20 protein-coding genes and 2 rRNA genes are annotated in these 20031 nt (G+C 32.2%); 14 read left to right on the top strand and 8 right to left on the bottom strand.

Features of this window, described 5'->3' with window-relative positions:
* Positions 1-280: 280 nt before the first annotated feature.
* From ACKI3Q_RS05525 to ACKI3Q_RS05490, 8 genes are read left to right on the top strand one after another with little or no spacing between them, the layout of a single operon-like run.
* Entirely contained in the window at positions 281-841 is a 561-nt protein-coding gene (locus ACKI3Q_RS05525; protein ID WP_407415064.1) for a helix-turn-helix domain-containing protein, read from the top strand.
* A gap of 12 nt (positions 842-853) precedes the next feature.
* Positions 854-2518 carry an AMP-binding protein gene (locus tag ACKI3Q_RS05520; protein ID WP_407415062.1) on the top strand — a complete coding sequence of 555 codons (1665 nt, stop codon included), beginning with the start codon at positions 854-856 and terminating at the stop codon, positions 2516-2518.
* Positions 2519-2530: 12 nt separating this feature from the next.
* Positions 2531-2818 (top strand): 4Fe-4S dicluster domain-containing protein, encoded by a 288-nt coding sequence (locus tag ACKI3Q_RS05515; RefSeq protein ID WP_407415060.1) that lies wholly within the window; start codon positions 2531-2533, stop codon positions 2816-2818.
* Positions 2819-3934, top strand: coding sequence for a 3-methyl-2-oxobutanoate dehydrogenase subunit VorB (locus ACKI3Q_RS05510; RefSeq protein WP_407415058.1), 1116 nt, complete (start codon positions 2819-2821; stop codon positions 3932-3934).
* A 12-nt stretch (positions 3935-3946) separates the two neighbouring features.
* Positions 3947-5392 (top strand): 2-oxoacid:acceptor oxidoreductase family protein, encoded by a 1446-nt coding sequence (locus tag ACKI3Q_RS05505; RefSeq protein ID WP_407415056.1) that lies wholly within the window; start codon positions 3947-3949, stop codon positions 5390-5392.
* A 9-nt stretch (positions 5393-5401) separates the two neighbouring features.
* Positions 5402-6712: a Glu-tRNA(Gln) amidotransferase subunit GatD gene (gene gatD, locus ACKI3Q_RS05500; RefSeq protein ID WP_407415054.1), complete on the top strand. Its 1311-nt coding sequence runs from the start codon at positions 5402-5404 to the stop codon at positions 6710-6712.
* A gap of 9 nt (positions 6713-6721) precedes the next feature.
* Positions 6722-8587 (top strand): Glu-tRNA(Gln) amidotransferase subunit GatE, encoded by a 1866-nt coding sequence (gene gatE / locus ACKI3Q_RS05495; RefSeq protein ID WP_407415052.1) that lies wholly within the window; start codon positions 6722-6724, stop codon positions 8585-8587.
* A 49-nt stretch (positions 8588-8636) separates the two neighbouring features.
* Positions 8637-9935 (top strand): dicarboxylate/amino acid:cation symporter, encoded by a 1299-nt coding sequence (locus ACKI3Q_RS05490; RefSeq protein WP_407415050.1) that lies wholly within the window; start codon positions 8637-8639, stop codon positions 9933-9935.
* 29 nt (positions 9936-9964) lie between these two features.
* On the opposite strand, the gene trxB is transcribed toward ACKI3Q_RS05490, so the two are convergent.
* The 3 genes from trxB to ACKI3Q_RS05475 form a co-directional block, all read right to left on the bottom strand.
* Positions 9965-10879, bottom strand: coding sequence for a thioredoxin-disulfide reductase (trxB, locus tag ACKI3Q_RS05485; protein WP_407415048.1), 915 nt, complete (start codon positions 10877-10879; stop codon positions 9965-9967).
* Positions 10880-10915: 36 nt separating this feature from the next.
* Positions 10916-11455, bottom strand: coding sequence for a glutathione peroxidase (locus ACKI3Q_RS05480; protein ID WP_407415046.1), 540 nt, complete (start codon positions 11453-11455; stop codon positions 10916-10918).
* Positions 11456-11538: 83 nt separating this feature from the next.
* On the bottom strand, positions 11539-11991 hold the full coding sequence (locus ACKI3Q_RS05475; RefSeq protein WP_407415044.1) for a MarR family transcriptional regulator: 453 nt from the start codon (positions 11989-11991) through the stop codon (positions 11539-11541).
* Positions 11992-12475: 484 nt separating this feature from the next.
* Between ACKI3Q_RS05475 and ACKI3Q_RS05470 the strand changes: the two genes are divergently transcribed.
* Positions 12476-12904: a hypothetical protein gene (locus tag ACKI3Q_RS05470; protein ID WP_407415042.1), complete on the top strand. Its 429-nt coding sequence runs from the start codon at positions 12476-12478 to the stop codon at positions 12902-12904.
* Positions 12905-13078: 174 nt separating this feature from the next.
* Here ACKI3Q_RS05470 and ACKI3Q_RS05465 read toward each other — a convergent pair whose 3' ends face one another.
* Entirely contained in the window at positions 13079-13225 is a 147-nt protein-coding gene (locus ACKI3Q_RS05465; RefSeq protein WP_407415040.1) for a hypothetical protein, read from the bottom strand.
* 339 nt (positions 13226-13564) lie between these two features.
* Here ACKI3Q_RS05465 and ACKI3Q_RS05460 point away from each other — a divergent pair, with 339 nt between their 5' ends.
* Genes ACKI3Q_RS05460 through ACKI3Q_RS05440 form a run of 5 tightly spaced genes read left to right on the top strand, consistent with a single transcriptional unit; the run spans position 13565 to position 17494 of the window.
* Positions 13565-14122, top strand: a complete 558-nt coding sequence (locus ACKI3Q_RS05460; protein WP_407415038.1) for a GMP synthase subunit A — start codon at positions 13565-13567, stop codon at positions 14120-14122.
* 9 nt (positions 14123-14131) lie between these two features.
* Complete coding sequence (locus tag ACKI3Q_RS05455) at positions 14132-14389, top strand: hypothetical protein (RefSeq protein ID WP_407415036.1); 258 nt, start codon at positions 14132-14134, stop codon at positions 14387-14389.
* A gap of 8 nt (positions 14390-14397) precedes the next feature.
* Positions 14398-15324 carry a glutamine-hydrolyzing GMP synthase gene (gene guaA, locus ACKI3Q_RS05450; RefSeq protein ID WP_407415034.1) on the top strand — a complete coding sequence of 309 codons (927 nt, stop codon included), beginning with the start codon at positions 14398-14400 and terminating at the stop codon, positions 15322-15324.
* A gap of 36 nt (positions 15325-15360) precedes the next feature.
* The gene (locus ACKI3Q_RS05445) at positions 15361-16530 is read left to right on the top strand and encodes a hypothetical protein (RefSeq protein ID WP_407415032.1); all 1170 of its coding nucleotides are present in this window, start codon (positions 15361-15363) and stop codon (positions 16528-16530) included.
* 4 nt (positions 16531-16534) lie between these two features.
* Complete coding sequence (locus tag ACKI3Q_RS05440) at positions 16535-17494, top strand: DegT/DnrJ/EryC1/StrS family aminotransferase (RefSeq protein WP_407415030.1); 960 nt, start codon at positions 16535-16537, stop codon at positions 17492-17494.
* Here the strand turns inward: ACKI3Q_RS05440 and cgi121 are convergent.
* From cgi121 to ACKI3Q_RS05420, 4 genes are all read right to left on the bottom strand, one after another.
* Complete coding sequence (gene cgi121, locus ACKI3Q_RS05435; protein WP_407415028.1) at positions 17478-17960, bottom strand: KEOPS complex subunit Cgi121; 483 nt, start codon at positions 17958-17960, stop codon at positions 17478-17480. The genes ACKI3Q_RS05440 and cgi121 overlap by 17 nt on opposite strands.
* Before the next feature lie 5 nt (positions 17961-17965).
* Complete coding sequence (locus tag ACKI3Q_RS05430) at positions 17966-19435, bottom strand: (R)-citramalate synthase (RefSeq protein ID WP_407415026.1); 1470 nt, start codon at positions 19433-19435, stop codon at positions 17966-17968.
* An 81-nt stretch (positions 19436-19516) separates the two neighbouring features.
* Positions 19517-19634 (bottom strand): 5S ribosomal RNA (gene rrf / locus ACKI3Q_RS05425).
* A 148-nt stretch (positions 19635-19782) separates the two neighbouring features.
* A 23S ribosomal RNA gene (locus ACKI3Q_RS05420) occupies positions 19783-20031 on the bottom strand; the annotation flags it as partial.

Here is a 20031-nt window from a genome sequence, read left to right as displayed (position 1 = left end):
GGAACTATAGCTACATTTCTATATATGGAAAAAAGTTCCAATGCAAATATGTATTATTGTAAACAGAACAACAATTGAAACAATTAAAAATGAACCATATTGATTAATTTTGCCTGAAAACCCCCGGATTAAAATAAGTTTAAAAAATTTTTTAAAATTTGTTATATTAATACAATAACTAAATTATTTCTTAAAAAAATAATTTTAAGGAATTTCCTTGATTTTTTAATAATCTTTATATAAAATATTATATATACCTATAATATGTTATAGATTTAAGGTGTTAAGTATGAATGAATATAATAAAGATATTGGAAATAGAGTCAAAGAATTGAGAGAACTTTCTGATATTTCAGTACAAGATATTGCACAAGAACTAAACATTGATGCAGAAACATACACACAATACGAAACTGGCGAAACTGATATTCCTGCTAGTTTCCTTTACGAAATTGCAAATATATTCCAAGTAGATTTAAGTTTACTTTTAACTGGTGAAGAAAGTAGAATGAGTATTTTTGATGTTACACGAGCAGGAAAAGGTGTTTCAATTGATAGAAGAAAAGAATACAAATACGAAAACTTATGTTCAAAATTTATTCACAAAAAAGCAGAAACATTTTATGTAACAGTAGACCCTAAAGAAAATGCTATTCCTTCACTAAACTCACACCCAGGTCAAGAATTCAATTATATACTAGAAGGATCAGTGAAAATATACATCCACAATAATGAAATAATATTAAATGAAGGAGATTCAATATTTTTTGATTCAAATCATAGACATGCTATGATAGCACTTAATGATAAACCAGCAAGATTTATAGCTGTATTGATGTAGAAGGTAGTTAATATGACATCGGTAATAGGAGATTTTCTTGAAAGAGTTGATTTTAAATCATATGAAGATTTTTATGAAAATTTTAAACTCAAATATGATGATGATTATAATTTTGGATTTGATGTAGTTGACAAATATGCTGAAATTGATCCGGAAAAAATCGCTTTAATTTGGACAAATGACAACGATGAAGAACATGTCTTTACTTTTAAAGAAATGAAAGAATACTCCAATAAAGCAGCTAACTTATTCAAAAGTTTAGGTATCAAAAAAGGCGATTGTGTAATGCTTACACTAAAAAACAGATACGAATTCTGGTTCTGTATGGTAGCATTACATAAAATTGGAGCGATTGCTATTCCTGGAACTCATATGTTAAAGCTACATGATATTGATTTTAGATTAAAACAGGCAAATGTGAAACTTGTTGTATCTGTTGAAGAAGATTCATTGCTTCCGGATTATGAAGAAGCTGAAAAAGAATTGAATATTGACTTGAAAAAGCTTGTTATTGAAACCGACAGGGACGGCTGGATAAACTTCAATAAAGCATTAGATGAACAAAGCCCAATTTTTGAAAGACCAACCGGTGAAGATAAAACATATGCTGAAGAGATATTCTTAATTTACTTCACATCAGGGACCAGCGGACTCCCAAAAATGGTTTCACACAAACATACTTACTCATTAGGACACATCCCAACTGCAAAATATTGGCATAATGTTGTTGAAGATGGACTTCACCATACCGCAGCTGATACCGGTTGGGGAAAAGCGGTTTGGGGAAACCTCTACGGACAGTGGATCAGCGGTACTTCAATATTCATTTATGATTATGACAGATTTAATGGAATAGAATTGCTCGAAAGAGTAATCAAATATAAGGTAAATACATTTTGTGCTCCTCCAACAATCTACAGATTTTTGATTAAAGAGAATATTGAGGGTTATGACTTTTCAAATCTCAGTTATGTTACAACCGCAGGTGAACCTCTTCCTCCAGAAGTATCAAAAAGATTTAAGGAGATTTCTGGATTAACCATTAAAGAGGGATTCGGTCAAACTGAAACTACATTATCCATAGGAACATTCATATGGTTAGATGCAAAATTAGAATCCATTGGAAAACCTTCCCCATTATTTGATTTGGAATTATTGGATGAAAACCACAACAGAGTGGAAATCGGTGAAGAAGGAGAACTCTGTTTTAAAATGAATGATGGTCCAAATCCAGGATTATTTAAAGATTATGTTAACGACGATGAAAAATACAGACAGCAAATCCATGACGGATACTATCACTGTGGAGATACTGCATGGGTGGATGAGGACGGATATGTTCACTTCGTTGGAAGAAACGATGACATCATTAAATCATCAGGTTATCGTATTGGACCTTATGAAGTAGAAAGCGCTGTTCTATCACATGAAGCAGTTTCCAACTGTGCAATTACTGCTTATCCTGATGAAGTAAGAGGCCAAATTGTAAAAGCTACTATTATCTTACAACCAGGCTATGAACCATCTGAAGAACTTACAAAAGATATACAAAATCACGTTAAACGTGTTACAGCTCCTTATAAATACCCTAGAATGGTAGAATATGTGGATGAAATTCCAGAAACCATAAGTGGTAAAATAAGAAGAGTAGAAATTAGAGAAAACGACAAAAATTAATAGGAGATTACTATGGTTGACGAAGAAATATCATTTCCTGTAATTAATTCTGAATTATGTAAAGGATGTAAAAGATGCATTGTTGGATGCCCACAAAATGCAATTTTACTTTCTGATGAAATGAATGCTGCAGGATATCAATATGCATATTATAGTGGAAATGGATGTACAGGATGTAAAGACTGTTATTTTACATGTCCTGAACCATTAGCCCTAGAAGTACATCAATACAAAAAAATTGTAAACAACGAAATTGGAAGAATGATTAAAGCTAAAGTAGCTAATAAAGGGGGAAATTAAATGAGTAATCAGATGATAAAAGGAAATACTGCAGTTATAATTGGTGCAATGTATGCTGGTTGTGACTGTTTCTTTGGATATCCTATTACTCCCTCAAGTGAAATTTTACATGAGGCATCAAAATACTTCCCAATGGTTGGCAGAAACTTTGTTCAAGCAGAAAGTGAAGAAGCATCAATAAATATGGTATATGGTGCATCAGGTACAGGTCACAGAGTTATGACTGCTTCATCAGGACCAGGAATTAGTTTAATGCAAGAAGGATTTACTTTTCTTGCTGGAACAGAATTACCTGCAGTTATTGTAGATATTATGAGAGCCGGGCCTGGACTTGGAAATATCGGACCTGAACAAGGAGATTACCACCAGATTGTTAAAGGTGGAGGACATGGAAACTACAAAAATATAGTATTAGCTCCAAACAGTGTTCAGGAAATGTGTGATTTAACAATGAAAGCATTTGAACTAGCTGATAAATGGAGAAATCCTGTAATTGTTCTTGCTGATGGTACTTTAGGTCAGATGGCAGAGCCATTAGTATTTCCGGAAAAAGCAATTGAACCAAAAAATGATAAAGATTGGGCAGTAAAAGCTACTGAAGAAACTATGGGAAATCTCATTACTTCAATTTATAATGACTTCAATGAATTAGAAGATTTCAACTTCAAACTCCAGGAAAAATATGCAAAAATGGAAGCTGAAGAAGTTATTGTTGACGAATATCAACTTGAAGATGCAGAAATTGTTTTAGTATCATATGGTATTAGTAGCCGTATTGCAAGAACTGCTGTTGATAAAAGTCGTGAAAAAGGTTTGAAAGTTGGACTTTTAAGACCAATAACATTATTACCATTCCCAGTAGATAGAATTAGAGAATTGTCTGATAAAGGAGTTAGTTTTATATCCGTCGAAATGAGTAACGGTCAATTATTAGCAGATGTCCAATTTGCAGCTTTAAGAAAAGAAGATACTCATTTAGTTAACAGAATGGGTGGAAATTTAATTGAGTTAAAAGATGTGCTTGCTAAAATCTATGAAATAGCAGGAATCGAAGATGAAAATTTAGATACTTCAAAAAGAAGTGATGAAAAAGCTAGTCCAAATATAATTGATTAAGGATGTGGAAAGATGAGTGAACAAGAAAATAACAATAAAGATTATGAATTACAAATACGTAGAAATCCACAATCCCTTTTAGAAGAATATCATAGAAAAGGAACCAATACTCAATCAACCCATTATTGTGCTGGTTGTGGACATGGAATCATACACAAATTAATAGCTGAATGTATGGATGAACTTGGAATTCAAGAAAGATGTGTTATGATATCTCCTGTTGGATGCTCAGTATATGCATATTTCTACTTTAACTGTGGAAACTTTCAGACTGCTCACGGAAGAGCACCTGCAGTAGCAACAGGTATTTCAAGATCCGAAGATAATGCAATTGTAATGAGCTATCAGGGAGATGGAGATTTAGCATCAATCGGTTTAAATGAAACATTACAAGCAGCAAACAGAGGAGAGAAAATTGCAGTATTTTTCGTTAACAATACTATTTACGGAATGACCGGAGGACAAATGGCTCCAACAACATTACTTGGAGAAAAAACAGTTACCTGCCAAACTGGAAGGGACCCTAACTATACAGGACACCCTACACACATGTGTGAGTTAATAAATACCTTAAAAGCTCCTGTATTTATTGAAAGAGTATCTCTTGCTAATCCTTTAAAAATCAGACTTGCCAAATTTGCAATCAAACAGGCATTGACTGTTCAAAAAGAAGGAAAAGGATATTCATTTGTCGAAATATTATCCCCTTGTCCTACCAACCTAAAACAGGACGTGGTAAGTGCACAAAAATTTATTGAAGAAAAAATGGAAAAAGAGTTCCCGGTTAAAAACTTCAGAAATGATTTATATAAAAGAGAACCTATTAAAAGACCTGCCAGTGACTTTTCAACTGAATCCCTGGATAAAATATTTAATGTGAACAGAAGTGACGATTCAGGTTATGTTGATGAGGATATTAATCCATTGAGAATTAAAGTTTCCGGATTTGGTGGTCAAGGAGTTTTAAGTGCAGGACTTACTATCGCTCAGGCAGCCTGTGCTGAAGGAAAACACGTATCATGGTATCCAAGTTACGGACCGGAACAAAGGGGAGGAAAATCCAATTGTTCTATTGTAATATCCAATGAAACTATAGGTACTCCTGTTGTTGATGATATTGACATTCTTATTGCTTTAAACAAACCATCATTAGACCAATTCTCACAAGATGTAAAAGATGGTGGAGTCATACTCTATGATTCAAATATTGGTGAATTTACAACAGATAAAGACGTCAAAGTTATTGCAATGCCTTGTGTAGAAATTGCAGAAAAACATGGAAATGCCAGAACTGCAAATACTGCTCTTTTAGGTGCATTAACAGAATTAGGAGAGGTTTTAAATACAGAATCCTATGAAAATGCAATTAAAGAAATGTTTGCATCCAAACCTAAAGTGGTGGATGTTAACATTGATGTTTTACATGCAGGTGCAGAATGGATTAAAAACAATTCATAGTGTGATTTAATGACATATAAAGAAAACAGTAAAAAATACATTGATAATTACGATTTAAGTATAGGAGATACAATTAAAGTACATAAAGAAGATATTTCCTATACTGGAATTTTATTGGATCGTCCGGAAGATGCTGAAGACGGATTTTTAGTTTTAAAATTATCAAGTGGTTACAATATCGGTGTAGCTATTGATAACACTACAGCAGAACTTGTAGAAAAAGGAGATAAACCTAAAATCGGTTATGATGAAAGTGAAATTCCACAAGATTCATCAAAGGAAAACATTTCAGTTATATCAACTGGTGGTACAGTATCCTCAGTTATTGACTACAGAACAGGAGCTGTATATCCGAAGTTTACAGCATCAGATTTAGTTAAAGCAAATCCAGAGTTATTAGATTATGCTAATTATAATGTTAAAGCATTATATAATATATTCAGTGAAGATATGAAACATGAATACTGGATTAAAGCAGCTGAAGCAATAGCTAATGATATTTCAGAAGGGGCTGACGGTATTGTGATAGCTCACGGTACTGATACAATGCACTACACATCAGCAGCATTAAGCTTTATGCTGAAAACCCCTGTTCCTGTTATTATTACTGGAGCCCAAAGAAGTTCGGACAGACCTTCAAGTGATGCAAACATTAATTTAATTGATTCAGTTATTGCTGCCAAAGGAGACATTGCAGAGGTGTGTGTCTGTATGCATGGAAGCTTAAATGATAACTTTACATACTTGCACAATGGTACCAAAGTTAGAAAAATGCATACTTCAAGAAGAGATACCTTTAGAAGCATTAATGCTCAACCAATAGCTAAAATTAAAAATAAAAAAATTAACATCAATCCAGAATATACATATACCAAACGTGGAGAAAATGAATTGGAAGTAAATACTGCTTTTGAGGAAAAAGTTGGACTTGTAAAAAGTTTTCCTGGAATTTCAAAGGATTTTATTGAATATCATATTGATAAAGGATATAAAGGACTTGTTATCGAAGGTACCGGTCTCGGACATACTCCGAATGAATTGCTTGATTCATTTAAAAGAGCAAAAGATGAAAATATTCCAGTAATTATGACTTCACAATGCCTTTACGGTAGGATTAATATGAATGTCTACTCAACAGGCCGTGAATTGATTGATGCAGGCATACTTTCCGCTCAGGACATGACTCCTGAAACAGCATATGTAAAATTATGCTGGGCATTAGGTCAAAGTGATGATTACAATAAAGTAAAAGAGATTATGCAAACTAATATTGCAGGTGAATTTAGTGTTAAATCATCAATTAAAGATTTCTTAAATTAGGGTGATAATATGGATTACAATGAATTAGGATTAAAAATGGGACTTGAAATTCACCAACAACTAAATAGTGAGCATAAATTATTCTGCCCATGTAAAACAGAACTTGTTGATGATGATTATAACGAATTAATTCAGAGAAAATTAAGACCAACACAATCAGAACTTGGAGAAATCGACAGAGCAGCACTGCAGGAATCTTTAAGAGGCCTTAATTTCAAATATGAAAACTTTGAAAAACATACATGTCTTGTTGAAAACGATGACGAACCACCACACAGCTTAAATGAAGAAGCTCTAGACATCTGTATTACAATTGCATGTCTTATGAATATGCACATTGTAGATGAATTCCATACGATGAGAAAACAGGTTATTGATGGAAGTAACACTGGTGGATTTCAAAGAACCGGTATGGTTGCAACTGACGGATACTTAGATACACCATACGGAAGAGTTGTTATTGAAAGTTTAGGATTAGAAGAAGACGCAGCTAGAAGAATAGAAACAAAAGACGGATTTACTGAATTCAGATTAGACAGATTAGGTATTCCACTAGCTGAAATTACAACAGACCCTTCCATGCATGATCCTGCCCAAGTTCGTGAAGTTGCATATATGCTTGGACAAATCCTAAGAAGCACAAATGTTAAAAGAGGGCTTGGAACAATCAGACAAGATTTAAACATTTCTATTGCTAAAGGTGCTCGTGTTGAAATCAAAGGTGTCCAAGATTTAGATTTGATGTCAGAAATCGTTGAAAGAGAAGTTCAAAGACAATTAGTATTAATCGAAATTAAAGAAAAACTTGAAAGTAGAAATGCTGAAGTTTTAGAAGAGATTCATACTTTAGATGAATTATTTGTTGATACTGAATCCAAAATTTTAAAATCCGCTGCATCCATTAAAGCAGTTGTATTGAAAGGATATGACGGTTTGATTGGTCGCGAAGTACAACCTGGCAGAAGATTTGGTACTGAAATTGCCAGTTATGCTAAAAAACGTGGAGTTTCAGGCATTTTCCACTCTGATGAATTGCCTGCTTACGGCATTACACAGGATGAAGTTGATAAAGTCACAGAATTCTTAAATATTGGTGATGATGATGCATTTATTATTGTAGCTCATGATGAAGATATTGCAATATCTGCATTAGAAGAAGTTAAAAGAAGAGCTGCTTTAGGTTTGGAAGGTGTTGTAGAAGAAACCCGTAAAGCCCTAGATGACGGTAACACCGAATACATGAGGCCCCTTCCAACAGCAAATAGGATGTATCTTGAAACTGATATTCCATTATTTAAAATTACATCAGATAGAATTGAACCTATTGCAAATAACTTACCTGAATTACCTGATGTTAAACAGGCAAGAATTATTGAAGAGTATAAGTTAAGTGAAGATTTAGCAACACAACTTGTTAAAAGACAAGAAGCAGATATGTTTGAAGCTATTTTAGCAGATGTTGATGTAGATGCAACACCTGTAGCATCACTTCTTGCATATGATTTACGTGAAATCAAAAGAGAAGGTTATGATGTTAATATATTAACTTTAGACCACTTCAAAGGAATATTTGCTCTTTTAGCTGAAGGTAAAATTGCAAAAGATAGCGTTCGTAAACTAGCTGTCGAAACAATCAAAACTCCTAATGAAGATATTGCCGAAATAGCTGAGAAAAACAATTTAACCATGATGAGTGAAGATGATGTGGGTAAAATCATTGCAGATATTGTAGCTCAAAATGAAGGAATGGTTAAAGAACGCCAAATGGGAGCTATGGGACCTTTAATGGGAATGTGTATGAAACAACTTAAAGGTAAAGCAGACGGTGGTTTGGTCAATAAAATTGTACGTGAAGAAATTCAAAAATTAATTTAGGAAAAATATCTTCCTAAATTATATTTTATAATAAAGAGGATGAGTTAAAATGAAAAATAAAATCAAGAAAATAGACCTAAGCGGATGGATAATGATTTCAATGGTTTTAGGTCTTATTGTTGGTTTATTTTTAAATTTTTATGTCACTGATCCATTTATTAAAAAAATAATTTTAATCGATAATGTTTTCTACTTAGGAGGAAACGGATTTATTCGATTAATGAAAATGTTAGTTGTGCCGCTTGTTTTCTGTTCGATTATAGTTGGAGCCTCATCGCTTTCAGATATTAGGAAAATCGGTACAATTGGCGGAAGAGTAATACTAATTTATATTTTAACAACCGCATTTGCTGTCACTATCGCACTTTTTATAGGCAGCTTGATTCAACCAGGTACTGGTTTAAATATGGTGACTAATTCTACAGTAACATCAAATGTTGCCATTAATCAATCAACAGCAGAAACACTTTTAAATATAATACCAGATAATCCAATTAATTCACTTGCTAACGGAGATATGTTACCAGTAATCATATTTGGACTGATTATTGGTCTAATTTTAGCCAAATTAAAAGATGAAACAAAGTTAGTTAATGAATTTTTCCAGCAATCAAATACCATTATGATGGAAATGACTTCCCTTGTGATGAAATTTGCTCCAATAGGTGTTTTCTGTTTAATGGCTAAAACATTTGGTAGTTTAGGTTTCGAAGGTCTGATTCCATTAGGTAAATATTTTGTATGTGTCATTATAGCCCTAGCAATACAAATATTAGTTGTTTATCCGACATTACTTGTTATATTTACAAGATTAAATCCTATTCGATTCTTTAAAAAATTTGTTCCAGTTATGTTTTTTGCATTTTCATCATCAGCCTCAAATGCAACAATACCTTTAAATTTAGAAAAATTATCCGAACTTGGAGTTTCACGGGAAGTATCTTCATTTACAATACCATTAGGTGCTACTATTAATATGGATGGAACTTCAATAATGCAGGGTTGTGCAGTTATGTTTACAGCTCAAGCTTTCGGTATTGATTTGGGACTTTCTGCATTAATAACAGTTATTTTTACCGCAGTGATGGCTTCAATTGGAACTGCAGGTGTTCCATCAGTTGGACTCGTTACCCTAACCATGGTATTCAATTCAATTGGTTTACCTATAGAGGCAATCGGTATGATTATGGGAATAGACCGTATTTTAGATATGATTAGATCCGCAGTAAATGTAACAGGAGATGCAATTTGTACAATAATTGTTTCATTCAAAAATAAATCCCTTGATTTGGACATATATAATGGAAAAAAAGAATATGAAAAAATTGAATTAGATTTTGATAGATGATACCATCAAAATACTGATTTTTATATTAATTAGTTGGAATCATTCAAATCATGATACGCAGAGGTTGCTGCTACAGCACCTTCCCCACATGCTACAACCCACTGTTTTAATCCAACACACACATCACCGATTGCATAAACATGCTCAATATTGGTTTTTTGTTCGGTGTCAATTATAATATGGCCAGATTCATCTAAATTAACACCTAACTGTTCTGCAAGTTCAGTATGCGGAATATAACCTACACTTATAAATATTCCACTTATTGGAAGATTGGTTAATTCACCAGTTTGTGTGTCTTTTAAAACAACAGAATCAACCAGCATGTCGCCTTTTATTTCTTCAACAACAGCATTATAAATAACATTAATTCCATTTTCTTTTATTTGATTCTGCAGGTGTTTTTGAGCTCTAAATTCATCTCTTCTGTGAACTAAAGTAACATTTGCACCTAAATTATTTAGATATAACGCTTCCTGTAGAGCACTATTTCCTCCACCAACCATTATAATATCTCTTCCCTGAAAGAAAAATCCATCACAGGTAGCACAGTAACTAACACCTTTTCCTTTAAATTCTTCTTCACCTTTTGCATTAAGTTGTCTGTGAGAACTTCCTGTTGCCAAAATAATTGTTTTACTTAAATATGAATCCTTATCAGTTTTAACAGTAAAATCATTATCATTTTTAGTAATTTCCAGAACGTTTTCATTTTCATGAAGTTCACAATTTTTAACAGCCTGAACTTTCATTTTTTCAATTAATTCCAAACCGGAAATATTTTCAAAACCCGGATAATTCTCCATTTCAGGAACTTCACGACCTATCCCTCCTGCAAGACCTCTGTCAAGAATCAAATTTTTTGTTCCCTGACGACCTGCATAAATTCCTGCTGTAAGACCACCAGGACCTGCTCCAACAATAATTATATCATATTTTTCCATAGTAACATAACCCGAATATAAAAAAAAGATTAAAGATTATAATAAATCTTTAATAGCTGCTTTTACATCACCCAAATCTTCAGTTGGTTCAAACCTTCGAACAACATTACCTTCACGGTCAACTAAAAATTTAGTGAAATTCCATTTAATATCATTATTATCTTTATAATGCCTGTCCACTGCTTTTAAAACTAATTTAAGTTTTGTTGCGCCTTTTCCAGTAATGTCTGTAAATGGCTGTTCATTTTTAAGGTATTCAAATAATGGATCTGCATTTTCTCCATTAACATCAATTTTATCAAATATCTGATAAGGCACTAACCATTTATTACGGCAAACTTCAGCAATTTCTTCAGTTGAACCTGGAGCTTGTTTACCAAACTGATTGCATGGAAAATCTAAGATTTCAAATCCTTGTTCATTAAATTCATCATAAATTTCATTTAATTCAGTATATTGTGGAGTAAAACCACATTTTGTTGCTGAATTAACAATTAACAATACTTTACCTTCGTATTCTTTTAAGGAAACCATGTTTCCTTCACCATCTTTTACTTCAAAATCATAAATAGACATAGTTTTATCTCCATTAATTTAATGACTTAACTAAGTTAAGAGTTATTATTATATTTACTGATGCATTATATAAATTTAACCCTTTACAAATCTACTGATTCATGAGTTAACATATACAGTTTTTCCTTTAAATCAAATAAATCCTCATTAGATAGATTTTTAGTAATTTTACGTTCCCATCCACATGTTAAAACATTAATTTTAACAAAAAGCTCTTCACCCTTATCAGTTAATGATAAAACATTTCGGCTTTTATTCTTTTCATCTTTTTGTTTTTTAACCAAGCCCTTTTTGACAAGCTTTTTAACCATTTTAGCAACATTTGCTTCAGATACAAATAAAGTTTCTGCAAGCTCTCTTTGAGATATTAATGGATAATATTTAATATTATAGATATATGTGAGTTCACCATAAGTAATAGAAACATCATCTAATTTATCTTTTAGATAATTATTATAGCTTAACAGCACATATTCCATATACAAATTTATTGGAGTTAAAATAATTCTATCTTCTTTCCAATTTACTTCAACCATGATAACATCACCATCATTAAAAGTTTTAAAGGACAAATTATTTAAAATTATAAAAATTTAGGAGTACCTAAAAAAATAGAAAGTTTTATATATAATAAAGTTCAACATTATAAATAGTGATGTAGAATTTAGGAGCACCTAAAAATGCATTGCTCAAACACATTATTGTCCATAAAACTTTTCAATCATTAAATTAGTTTTTCACAATTTTACTAATTTAATTAAAAACGGAAAATTTTACTGCCAAATAATTTTCCAACTACAAGGTGTTTAAAAGTGCGAATTAAACACCTCATATTATCTCTTTTTTACAAAATTTAAAACGAATAAATATTTTTCTATTTAACTTTCAAAACATGATTATTATATCATTCCTCCCTATTCTCAATATAGAGTGCAAGCAAGTGATTACATGCGATAATTTTTATATAAAACTATTTATAGAATTATATAAATGATGAAATTTATTAATTAGGGTGATGGAATGAAATATATAAAAATAATTAGTTTATCAATAATAATTTTTTTCTGTTGCTTGTATCCTGTTGTTTCAGCAGAAGTGAATGATACTGGAAACAATACTAATTTGACTGATGATAATAGCATTTATTTATCCGATCCAAATGGTCCTGGAAAAAGATATCCTATGTTCAAAATAGAAGGAAATACAACTTATCATGTAGGAGACGACTTTCGCTTTCATGTTACCTGGAATCCGGAGTATCGCGGTCCTATACATGTAAAACTTGACGATTGTTATGAAACCACGGTTACCTCAAATACTGGGCAATTTTATATTACAATCAGGGGCGTTGATTTATCTCCCGGACTACATTCCTTTACAGTGCAATCTGAAGCCGATGATCATTGGTATTATGATGGTGCCGGTTTGACAATTCTCATTAAAGAATAACTGATTTACATGCTCTGATATATGAATTGCAATTATAGTTATTTTAGCAATTAAGTTATGGATTACTAAAATCTAACAAAATGATGATATATTAAATTCATCATATTTTCTTTTTTTTAATTAAAAACAAGTGGAATGTTGAGAAAATAACTAAACTCAACATGAAAAATTTAACTAGTTATATCTTTCAGATAAATAAATATATACAAAAAATGCTATTAATAAAACAACAATAACTGGCAATAACCACATGAATAGTTTAAATACTAAAACACCAACCAATATTGCTATAATTATAAATGCTAAATCTTTAAGTTCCATGTAAAATTATTTTATTTTCAATAGTATATAAATTGATAAGATATTCAATTATCATTTTTTAATTTTATATCGAAAAAAGTAAAAACCATCATTACACTCCATTATAGATTTTAAATAACATATAACTGAAAAACCAATCAACAAAGCAATTAACTATTGATAATAATCAGAAAAACATTTTTAATACAAAAAAAGCAAATAATATTGCTATAATCCAAAAAGCAAAATGGCAAAGTTCCATGTAAAATTAATATATTTTCAATAAGATATAAAATTTTGATACAAAATATAATAAATGAAAAAAACCAAAAATAATAATATAATATTTTGGAGCATAATATGACAATTTTAGTAATTAATAATAAAGGTCAATATAACCATAGAATACAACGTAGTTTACAGTATCTTAAAATTGATTCACAATTGGTCTCCAATACATTAAGTATTGAAGAAATAGAAGCTAAAGACCCAATTGGATTAATTTTAGGTGGAGGTCCTTCAATTGAAGGAGCTGGAAACAGCGAAGAATACATCAAGCATTTTGACATACCTATTTTAGGAATATGTCTTGGCCATCAGTTAATTGCTAAAACATATGGTGGAGAAGTTTCCACTTCAAATACCGAAAGTTATGCTCAAGTTCAAATTAATATTATTAATGATGAAAACTTATTTGAAGGTCTAGCACCAGAAATGGCTGTTTGGTCCTCACATAAAGATGAAGTTAAAAGTATTCCAGATGAATTTGAAATTTTAGCTAATTCAAAATTATGCGATATTGAATCCTTTAAACATAAAGACAAGGATGTATATGGAATTCAATTCCATCCAGAAGTACATCATACTCCTAAAGGATCACAAATATTTGAAAATTTCAATAAAATATGTAAAAAGTAAGGTGTTATAATGATTGATAATGCAGAAGACTTAGCACAAAAAGCACAAGACAATAAAGCAGGTTTAAAAAAACAGTTTGTTAACATCCCAATTGGAGATGAAGAATATGGATTTAGAATTTCAGGAATTGGGGGTAAATCTGTAAAATTAGAAAAATTCGTTAAATACGATGAAATATTCGAAGCTATCGAAGCCGGTAATGATAACGGGCTAGAAGCTATGATTAAACAAATCATTGAAGATTACGAAGAAGACGGCGAAGAATAGTGATTATGATGTTAAGTCCAAAAGAATTTATTGAAGACGCAATTCAAAAAATCAAAAATCAAATCGGAGATGAAAAAGCAATAATTGCACTTTCCGGAGGAGTCGACAGTTCAGTTTGTTCCGTATTAGTTCAAGAAGCAATCGGTGATAATTTAACTGCAGTATTTGTAGATCACGGTCTTTTAAGAGAAGGAGAAGTTGAACAAGTAACCAATACTTTTAAAGATAGGTTAAACTTTAAATTCGTAGATGCTTCAGATGAATTTATGGACCAGCTTGCTGGTGTTGAAGACCCTGAAGAAAAAAGAAAAATCATCGGAAGAGTATTCATTGAAGTATTTGAAAGAGAAGCCATTGAATCAGGAGCTAAATTCCTAGTTCAAGGAACTATTGCACCAGATTGGATTGAAAGTGATGGAAAAATCAAATCACACCACAACTTAGCTCTTCCAAGCGGAATGGAATTAGAATTATGTGAACCAATTCGCGACTTATACAAAGATGAAGTTAGAGAAATTGGTGATGAATTAGGTCTTCCAAAAACAACTGTCTACAGACAACCTTTCCCTGGACCTGGACTTGGTGTTAGAGTTATTGGAGATTTAACTAGAGAAAATGTTGAAATCTGTAGAAAAGCAAACAAAATCGTTTGTGATGAAGTTGAAAAAGCAGGTCTTGATGAAGAAGTATGGCAATACTTCGCAGTTTTAACTGATAGTAAAGCTACTGGTGTAAAAGGAGATCAGAGAGACTTTGGATACTTGGTTATTGTAAGAATAATTAATTCAGTTGATGCAATGACCGCATATGTACCCCAATTACCTTGGGATGTTGTCCAAACTATCTCAAAAAGAATAACTTCTGAAATCTCAGAAGTGACACATGTTGCTTTATCAATAAGTGACAAACCACCTGCAACTATCGAATTTTGTTAAATAAGAGATTTAATCTCTTAACTTTTTTTATTTATTATGAAAACAACTAAAAACGCCTATTTAGCCAAATTAACAGAACAAATCCAAATGAAATCTGTTAAAGTTGGAAAAAACATTGATGGAAGTACACCACCCTCTGTTTTTATCGGAAGATGGTCCTATCCTAAAGTTTATGCCGGACCCATGATGGTTGGAGAAGCCGGAGACACTTCGATAATGGATTCACCAGAATCATGGATTGGACAAAATAAACAACAAGAGGACATTATTGGATACAGAATGAATTTAGTTCGTGGAAAACAGTTGATTAAGATTGATGATTTGGAAAATCCTTTTGTTGAAAAGTTACAGGACATTTCCCTTGCATCCAAATCAATTGACAGTGAAGCGACTTTTGGAAAAACACCAACCGGAACTATGTTTACCGAAGACAGTACTCCTCATGGTCCAAGTGCAGTTATTGAAAAATTTGATATAGATGCAGTTAGATGGGACAAGCAACTTGAAAAAACATTTTATGATACTGACTTGAAAGCAGTGGATGCAGTAGTTAATCTCCACGATAAAGATGTTCCATTTACAGCAATGCAAAAAGCATTTTCTGTTGGTGCTATAGGTACTAAAAATAAGAGAAAGTTGGTTCCTACTCGCTGGTCAATTACAGCATGTGATTCAACACTTGCAGATGAATTTTTAAAAGACGTGAGGAAATTTGAAAGATTAGACACCTACAGAGTATTCGAATTTGGAGCCCTGAATACTTATTATGTTATTATTTTAACTCCAACTGAATGGCAATATGAATGGTATGAAGCATTTATTAAAATTATCAAAAATGAAAGATTAATATTTTCAGATTATGAAACCAACGGGGGCAAAAAAGAATATTCCCGAGTAGGCGGATGCTATTACACCGCAAAAATGGTAGTTCTTGATTACCTTTCTAAAATTAAAAAACAATCCGGAGTAGTGATTTTAAGGGAAGCTTATGAAAACTACATTCCTTTAGGCGTTTTTAACGTACGTGAAAATATTAAAGAAGCAATGGCAAGACCATACCTTGAATTCGAAACACTGGAAGATTCACTTAAATACGCAGGTACAAAACTCAGAATTCCAGTTAAAGAATTTGTAAACCAAGGAACTCTGCTAAATGAAATGCTCCATACAAAACAAACAACCCTTGATATGTATTTTAAAAAATGATAATATGATGTTTGAATTCAAAACTCCAAGAGACGAAACAAAGAAAATAATGTCTGATGTCGCATCAGGAAAATTGGAAAATACTGACTTTGAAAAAGAATGTGAAAGCAAAGTCTGTGAGTTAACAAATTCTGAATTTGCTAAAATCACTTCAAGCGGCAATAACAGCATTTTTGTTGCACTAAGTCACGTTAAAGGAGATATAATAATTCCTGATCAAGGAGGATGGCATGGATTCAAACAAATTGCCAAATTTTTAGGAAAAAATATTATTATGCTTAAAACAGATTTGGGAATTATCGATCCAAATGAATTAGATAATTATGATATTTCAGATAATTCTGCATTAATATTTACAAGTTTTGCAGGTTACTGTGCCGAACAGGACATTAAATCAATTTCCAGATATTGTAAAAACAATGGAATCACCACTATCGAAGATGCGTCTGCTGGAATTGGTGATGAAAAGGGATTGCTTGGAAATTCCAAATATTCGGACATTGTTATTGCATCAACAGGACAACCCAAAATAATCAATGTTGGAAGTGGAGGATTCATTGCAACCAATGATGAAACTCTTTTTAGTGAAACATCTCTCCCCTTAAAATTAAGCAAAACTAATGAAATTATTTGTAGTGGTATAGATAAAGAACTTGAAAGTGTTAAAAAAAATCTACATGTTACATTAAATGCAACAGACTATCTAAAAAAACATATGTTGAATGTAATACATAGTGAAAAAAGAGGTGTTAATTTAATTATTTTGGATGATGATGCGAAGCAAAAAACATGGGAATTGAAAAGGCAACTTCCAATCAACAAAAGTGGATTTATAAACAAATGCCCAAATTACAATAGGGTAAAAACAAAAGCAATATCCATAGAAATAAAAAATCTAAATTACAATTGTCTTAAAAAAGAATATCTGGATGAAATTATTAAAGCATTTAATAATCTACAATAAGTTTGGATATTCTATCTATCAGTATATCTTCAACATCCATTATTTCTAACTCATCATCGCTAATACCATAAATTTCTTTTAAAATATCTGCATCAGGAGTTAAAACACTCTCATCCAAATCAAATAACGAAGACATCTGAGAAGTGTAATCTTCACAATCTATTAATATGGCACATAAGTTCATAGGTCCTTCTTTTAAACCCAACAAATCAAAAGCTTTGGAAATCTGTCTTTGAGCAGAGCATCTAAGGCAAATTTCAACACTTAAATCATTAGCAAGATTTTCACCACGTTCAAAAGCAAGAAAAGCCTGATTAACTCCATGTTCAATATGTCTTCTGCCAGCTACAGCATCAGCATTTAACAATTGAATAATTTCTGAATCTTTTTTTATAGAATTAATCTGATTTAACGTATCGCTGACAGAATCTATTTTTCCTTTTAGACCTAAAATTCTCAAATTCATAAAAATTACTCCCTAAGTAATCTGTTAACACCTGAAATATAAGCTTTTACACTGGCATCAATAATATCCGGTTCGGTACCGCGTGCTGAAATAATACGATCTCCTTTCTGGACTTTAATTATAACATCAATAAGTGCATCAGTACCCCCAGTAATAGCATCTACATGATATTCAATGAAATCTATATCCTGAAATATTTCTAAGGAATTGATTGCATTTATGGCAGCGTCAACAGGACCTATACCTACACCTGCATTAAGAATTTCTTCACCATCAATATCAAGTTTAACAGAAGCAGTAGGCATAACCCTATTTCCTGAAACAACAGTAATATCAATTAATTTAATTCTATCCAAATAATTGATTTCCAAAACATTATCAGCAATTGCCTGTAAATCAACATCAGTTACTGTTTTACCTTTATCCGCAAGTGTTTTGACATTGTCACAAATCTGCTGAAGTTGAACATCATCAACAGAAAAACCTAATTCCTTCAACCTGGAATTCAAACCGTGGGTACCCATATGTTTACCAATTATAAATCTACGAGTACGGCCAACAATTTCGGGAGTCATCGGCTCATAAGTAGCAGAATTTTTAATTATGCCATCAGAATGAATTCCTGACTCATGTGCAAAAGCATTTTCACCAACAATTGCTTTATTTGGTTGAATATAAACACCAGTTAAACGAGCAACAAGTTTAGAGATATTATAAATCTCATTAATTTTAATATCTGTTGAAAAATCAGACAATAATCTTTCAATACTAAGAACACACTCTTCAAAAGAAGTGTTTCCTGCACGTTCACCAATACCATTTACAGTAGAATGAAACTCAACGGCACCTCCTTTTAAAGCAGCTAACGTATTGGCAACTGCAAGGCCAAAATCATTATGGCAATGACAGGATAATGGAGCCCCGATATCTCTCAAACTACTAAAAAGATTGAAAGAAGTATCTGGAGTTAAAATACCTACAGTATCACATACACAAACCCTATCAGCACCATAATCAATTGCATTTAAAAAAACTTTCTTTAAAAAATCCAAATTACTACGGGATGCATCTTCTGCAGACAACTCCACAGTAAGACCATGGTCTTTACAATAGTCTACTGCAGAATTTGACATCTCAATAAGTTCTTCTTTAGTGATTTTTAATTTATCAAAGATATGTAAATCAGAAGTTGGAACAACCAGATTAACTGCATCAACACCACAATCCAAACAAAAATCAATATCATTAGTTAGAGGTCTTGAAAAACCTAAAATCTCTGCATTGAAACCTTGAGAAGTAATTTCCTTAATAGATTTCCTTTCCCCTTCAGAAGTAATGGGGGAACCTGCTTCAATATAATTTAAACCAATCTCATCAAGTTTAGAAGCAATTCTTAATTTCTCCATTGATGTTAAAGAAACACCTGGTGTCTGTTCTCCATCACGTAAAGTTGTATCCAAAACTTTAATCTTCATAAAATCACCAGAAAAAATACATAAAAATGAACAATAAGAAACAAAACAAATCAAAAAAAATAGTATTATTGTAATAGAGAAAGCTTGCAGCGAAATGAAATTCCCATAGAAAACCATAGTACACAAACAAAACACAAAAGGACTTCACTACTGGGATCGAAACGAGACCAGGTATAACCCCCATGCTATGACCGCAATACTTACCTATTACACATGAAAATGAAAAATAATGAAATAAAAAAATTATCAGTGCCACTTTCACCCAAACTGTTAACACCTAACCAAATTGCTACTAAACCATACTCTCATTATAGAAGAGTAAAGTCTACTAACAAATATAATACATTAAAATAATGCAAGCGAACAATTGGAAGTAGCGGACTAAACAACTCGGAAAAAAACCTCGAAGCTTACATCCCTACCCCATCAAACAAGTCTTCTACTCGCGTCCTCAAAAGCAATCTATTTTCAGGGGATACCTCAGGCTTAGATGCTTTCAGCCTTTATCACCTAGCGCGTAGCTGCCCGGCAATGCCTTATCAGACAACCGGTCGACCAGAGGCGCCGACAACTCGTTCCTCTCGTACTGGAGCCAC

This window comes from Methanobrevibacter sp. (assembly GCF_045636185.1).
GTDB lineage: Archaea > Methanobacteriota > Methanobacteria > Methanobacteriales > Methanobacteriaceae > Methanocatella.
Note: the sequence above shows the minus strand (reverse complement) of the source record. Positions and strands in the feature narration are given on the sequence as shown.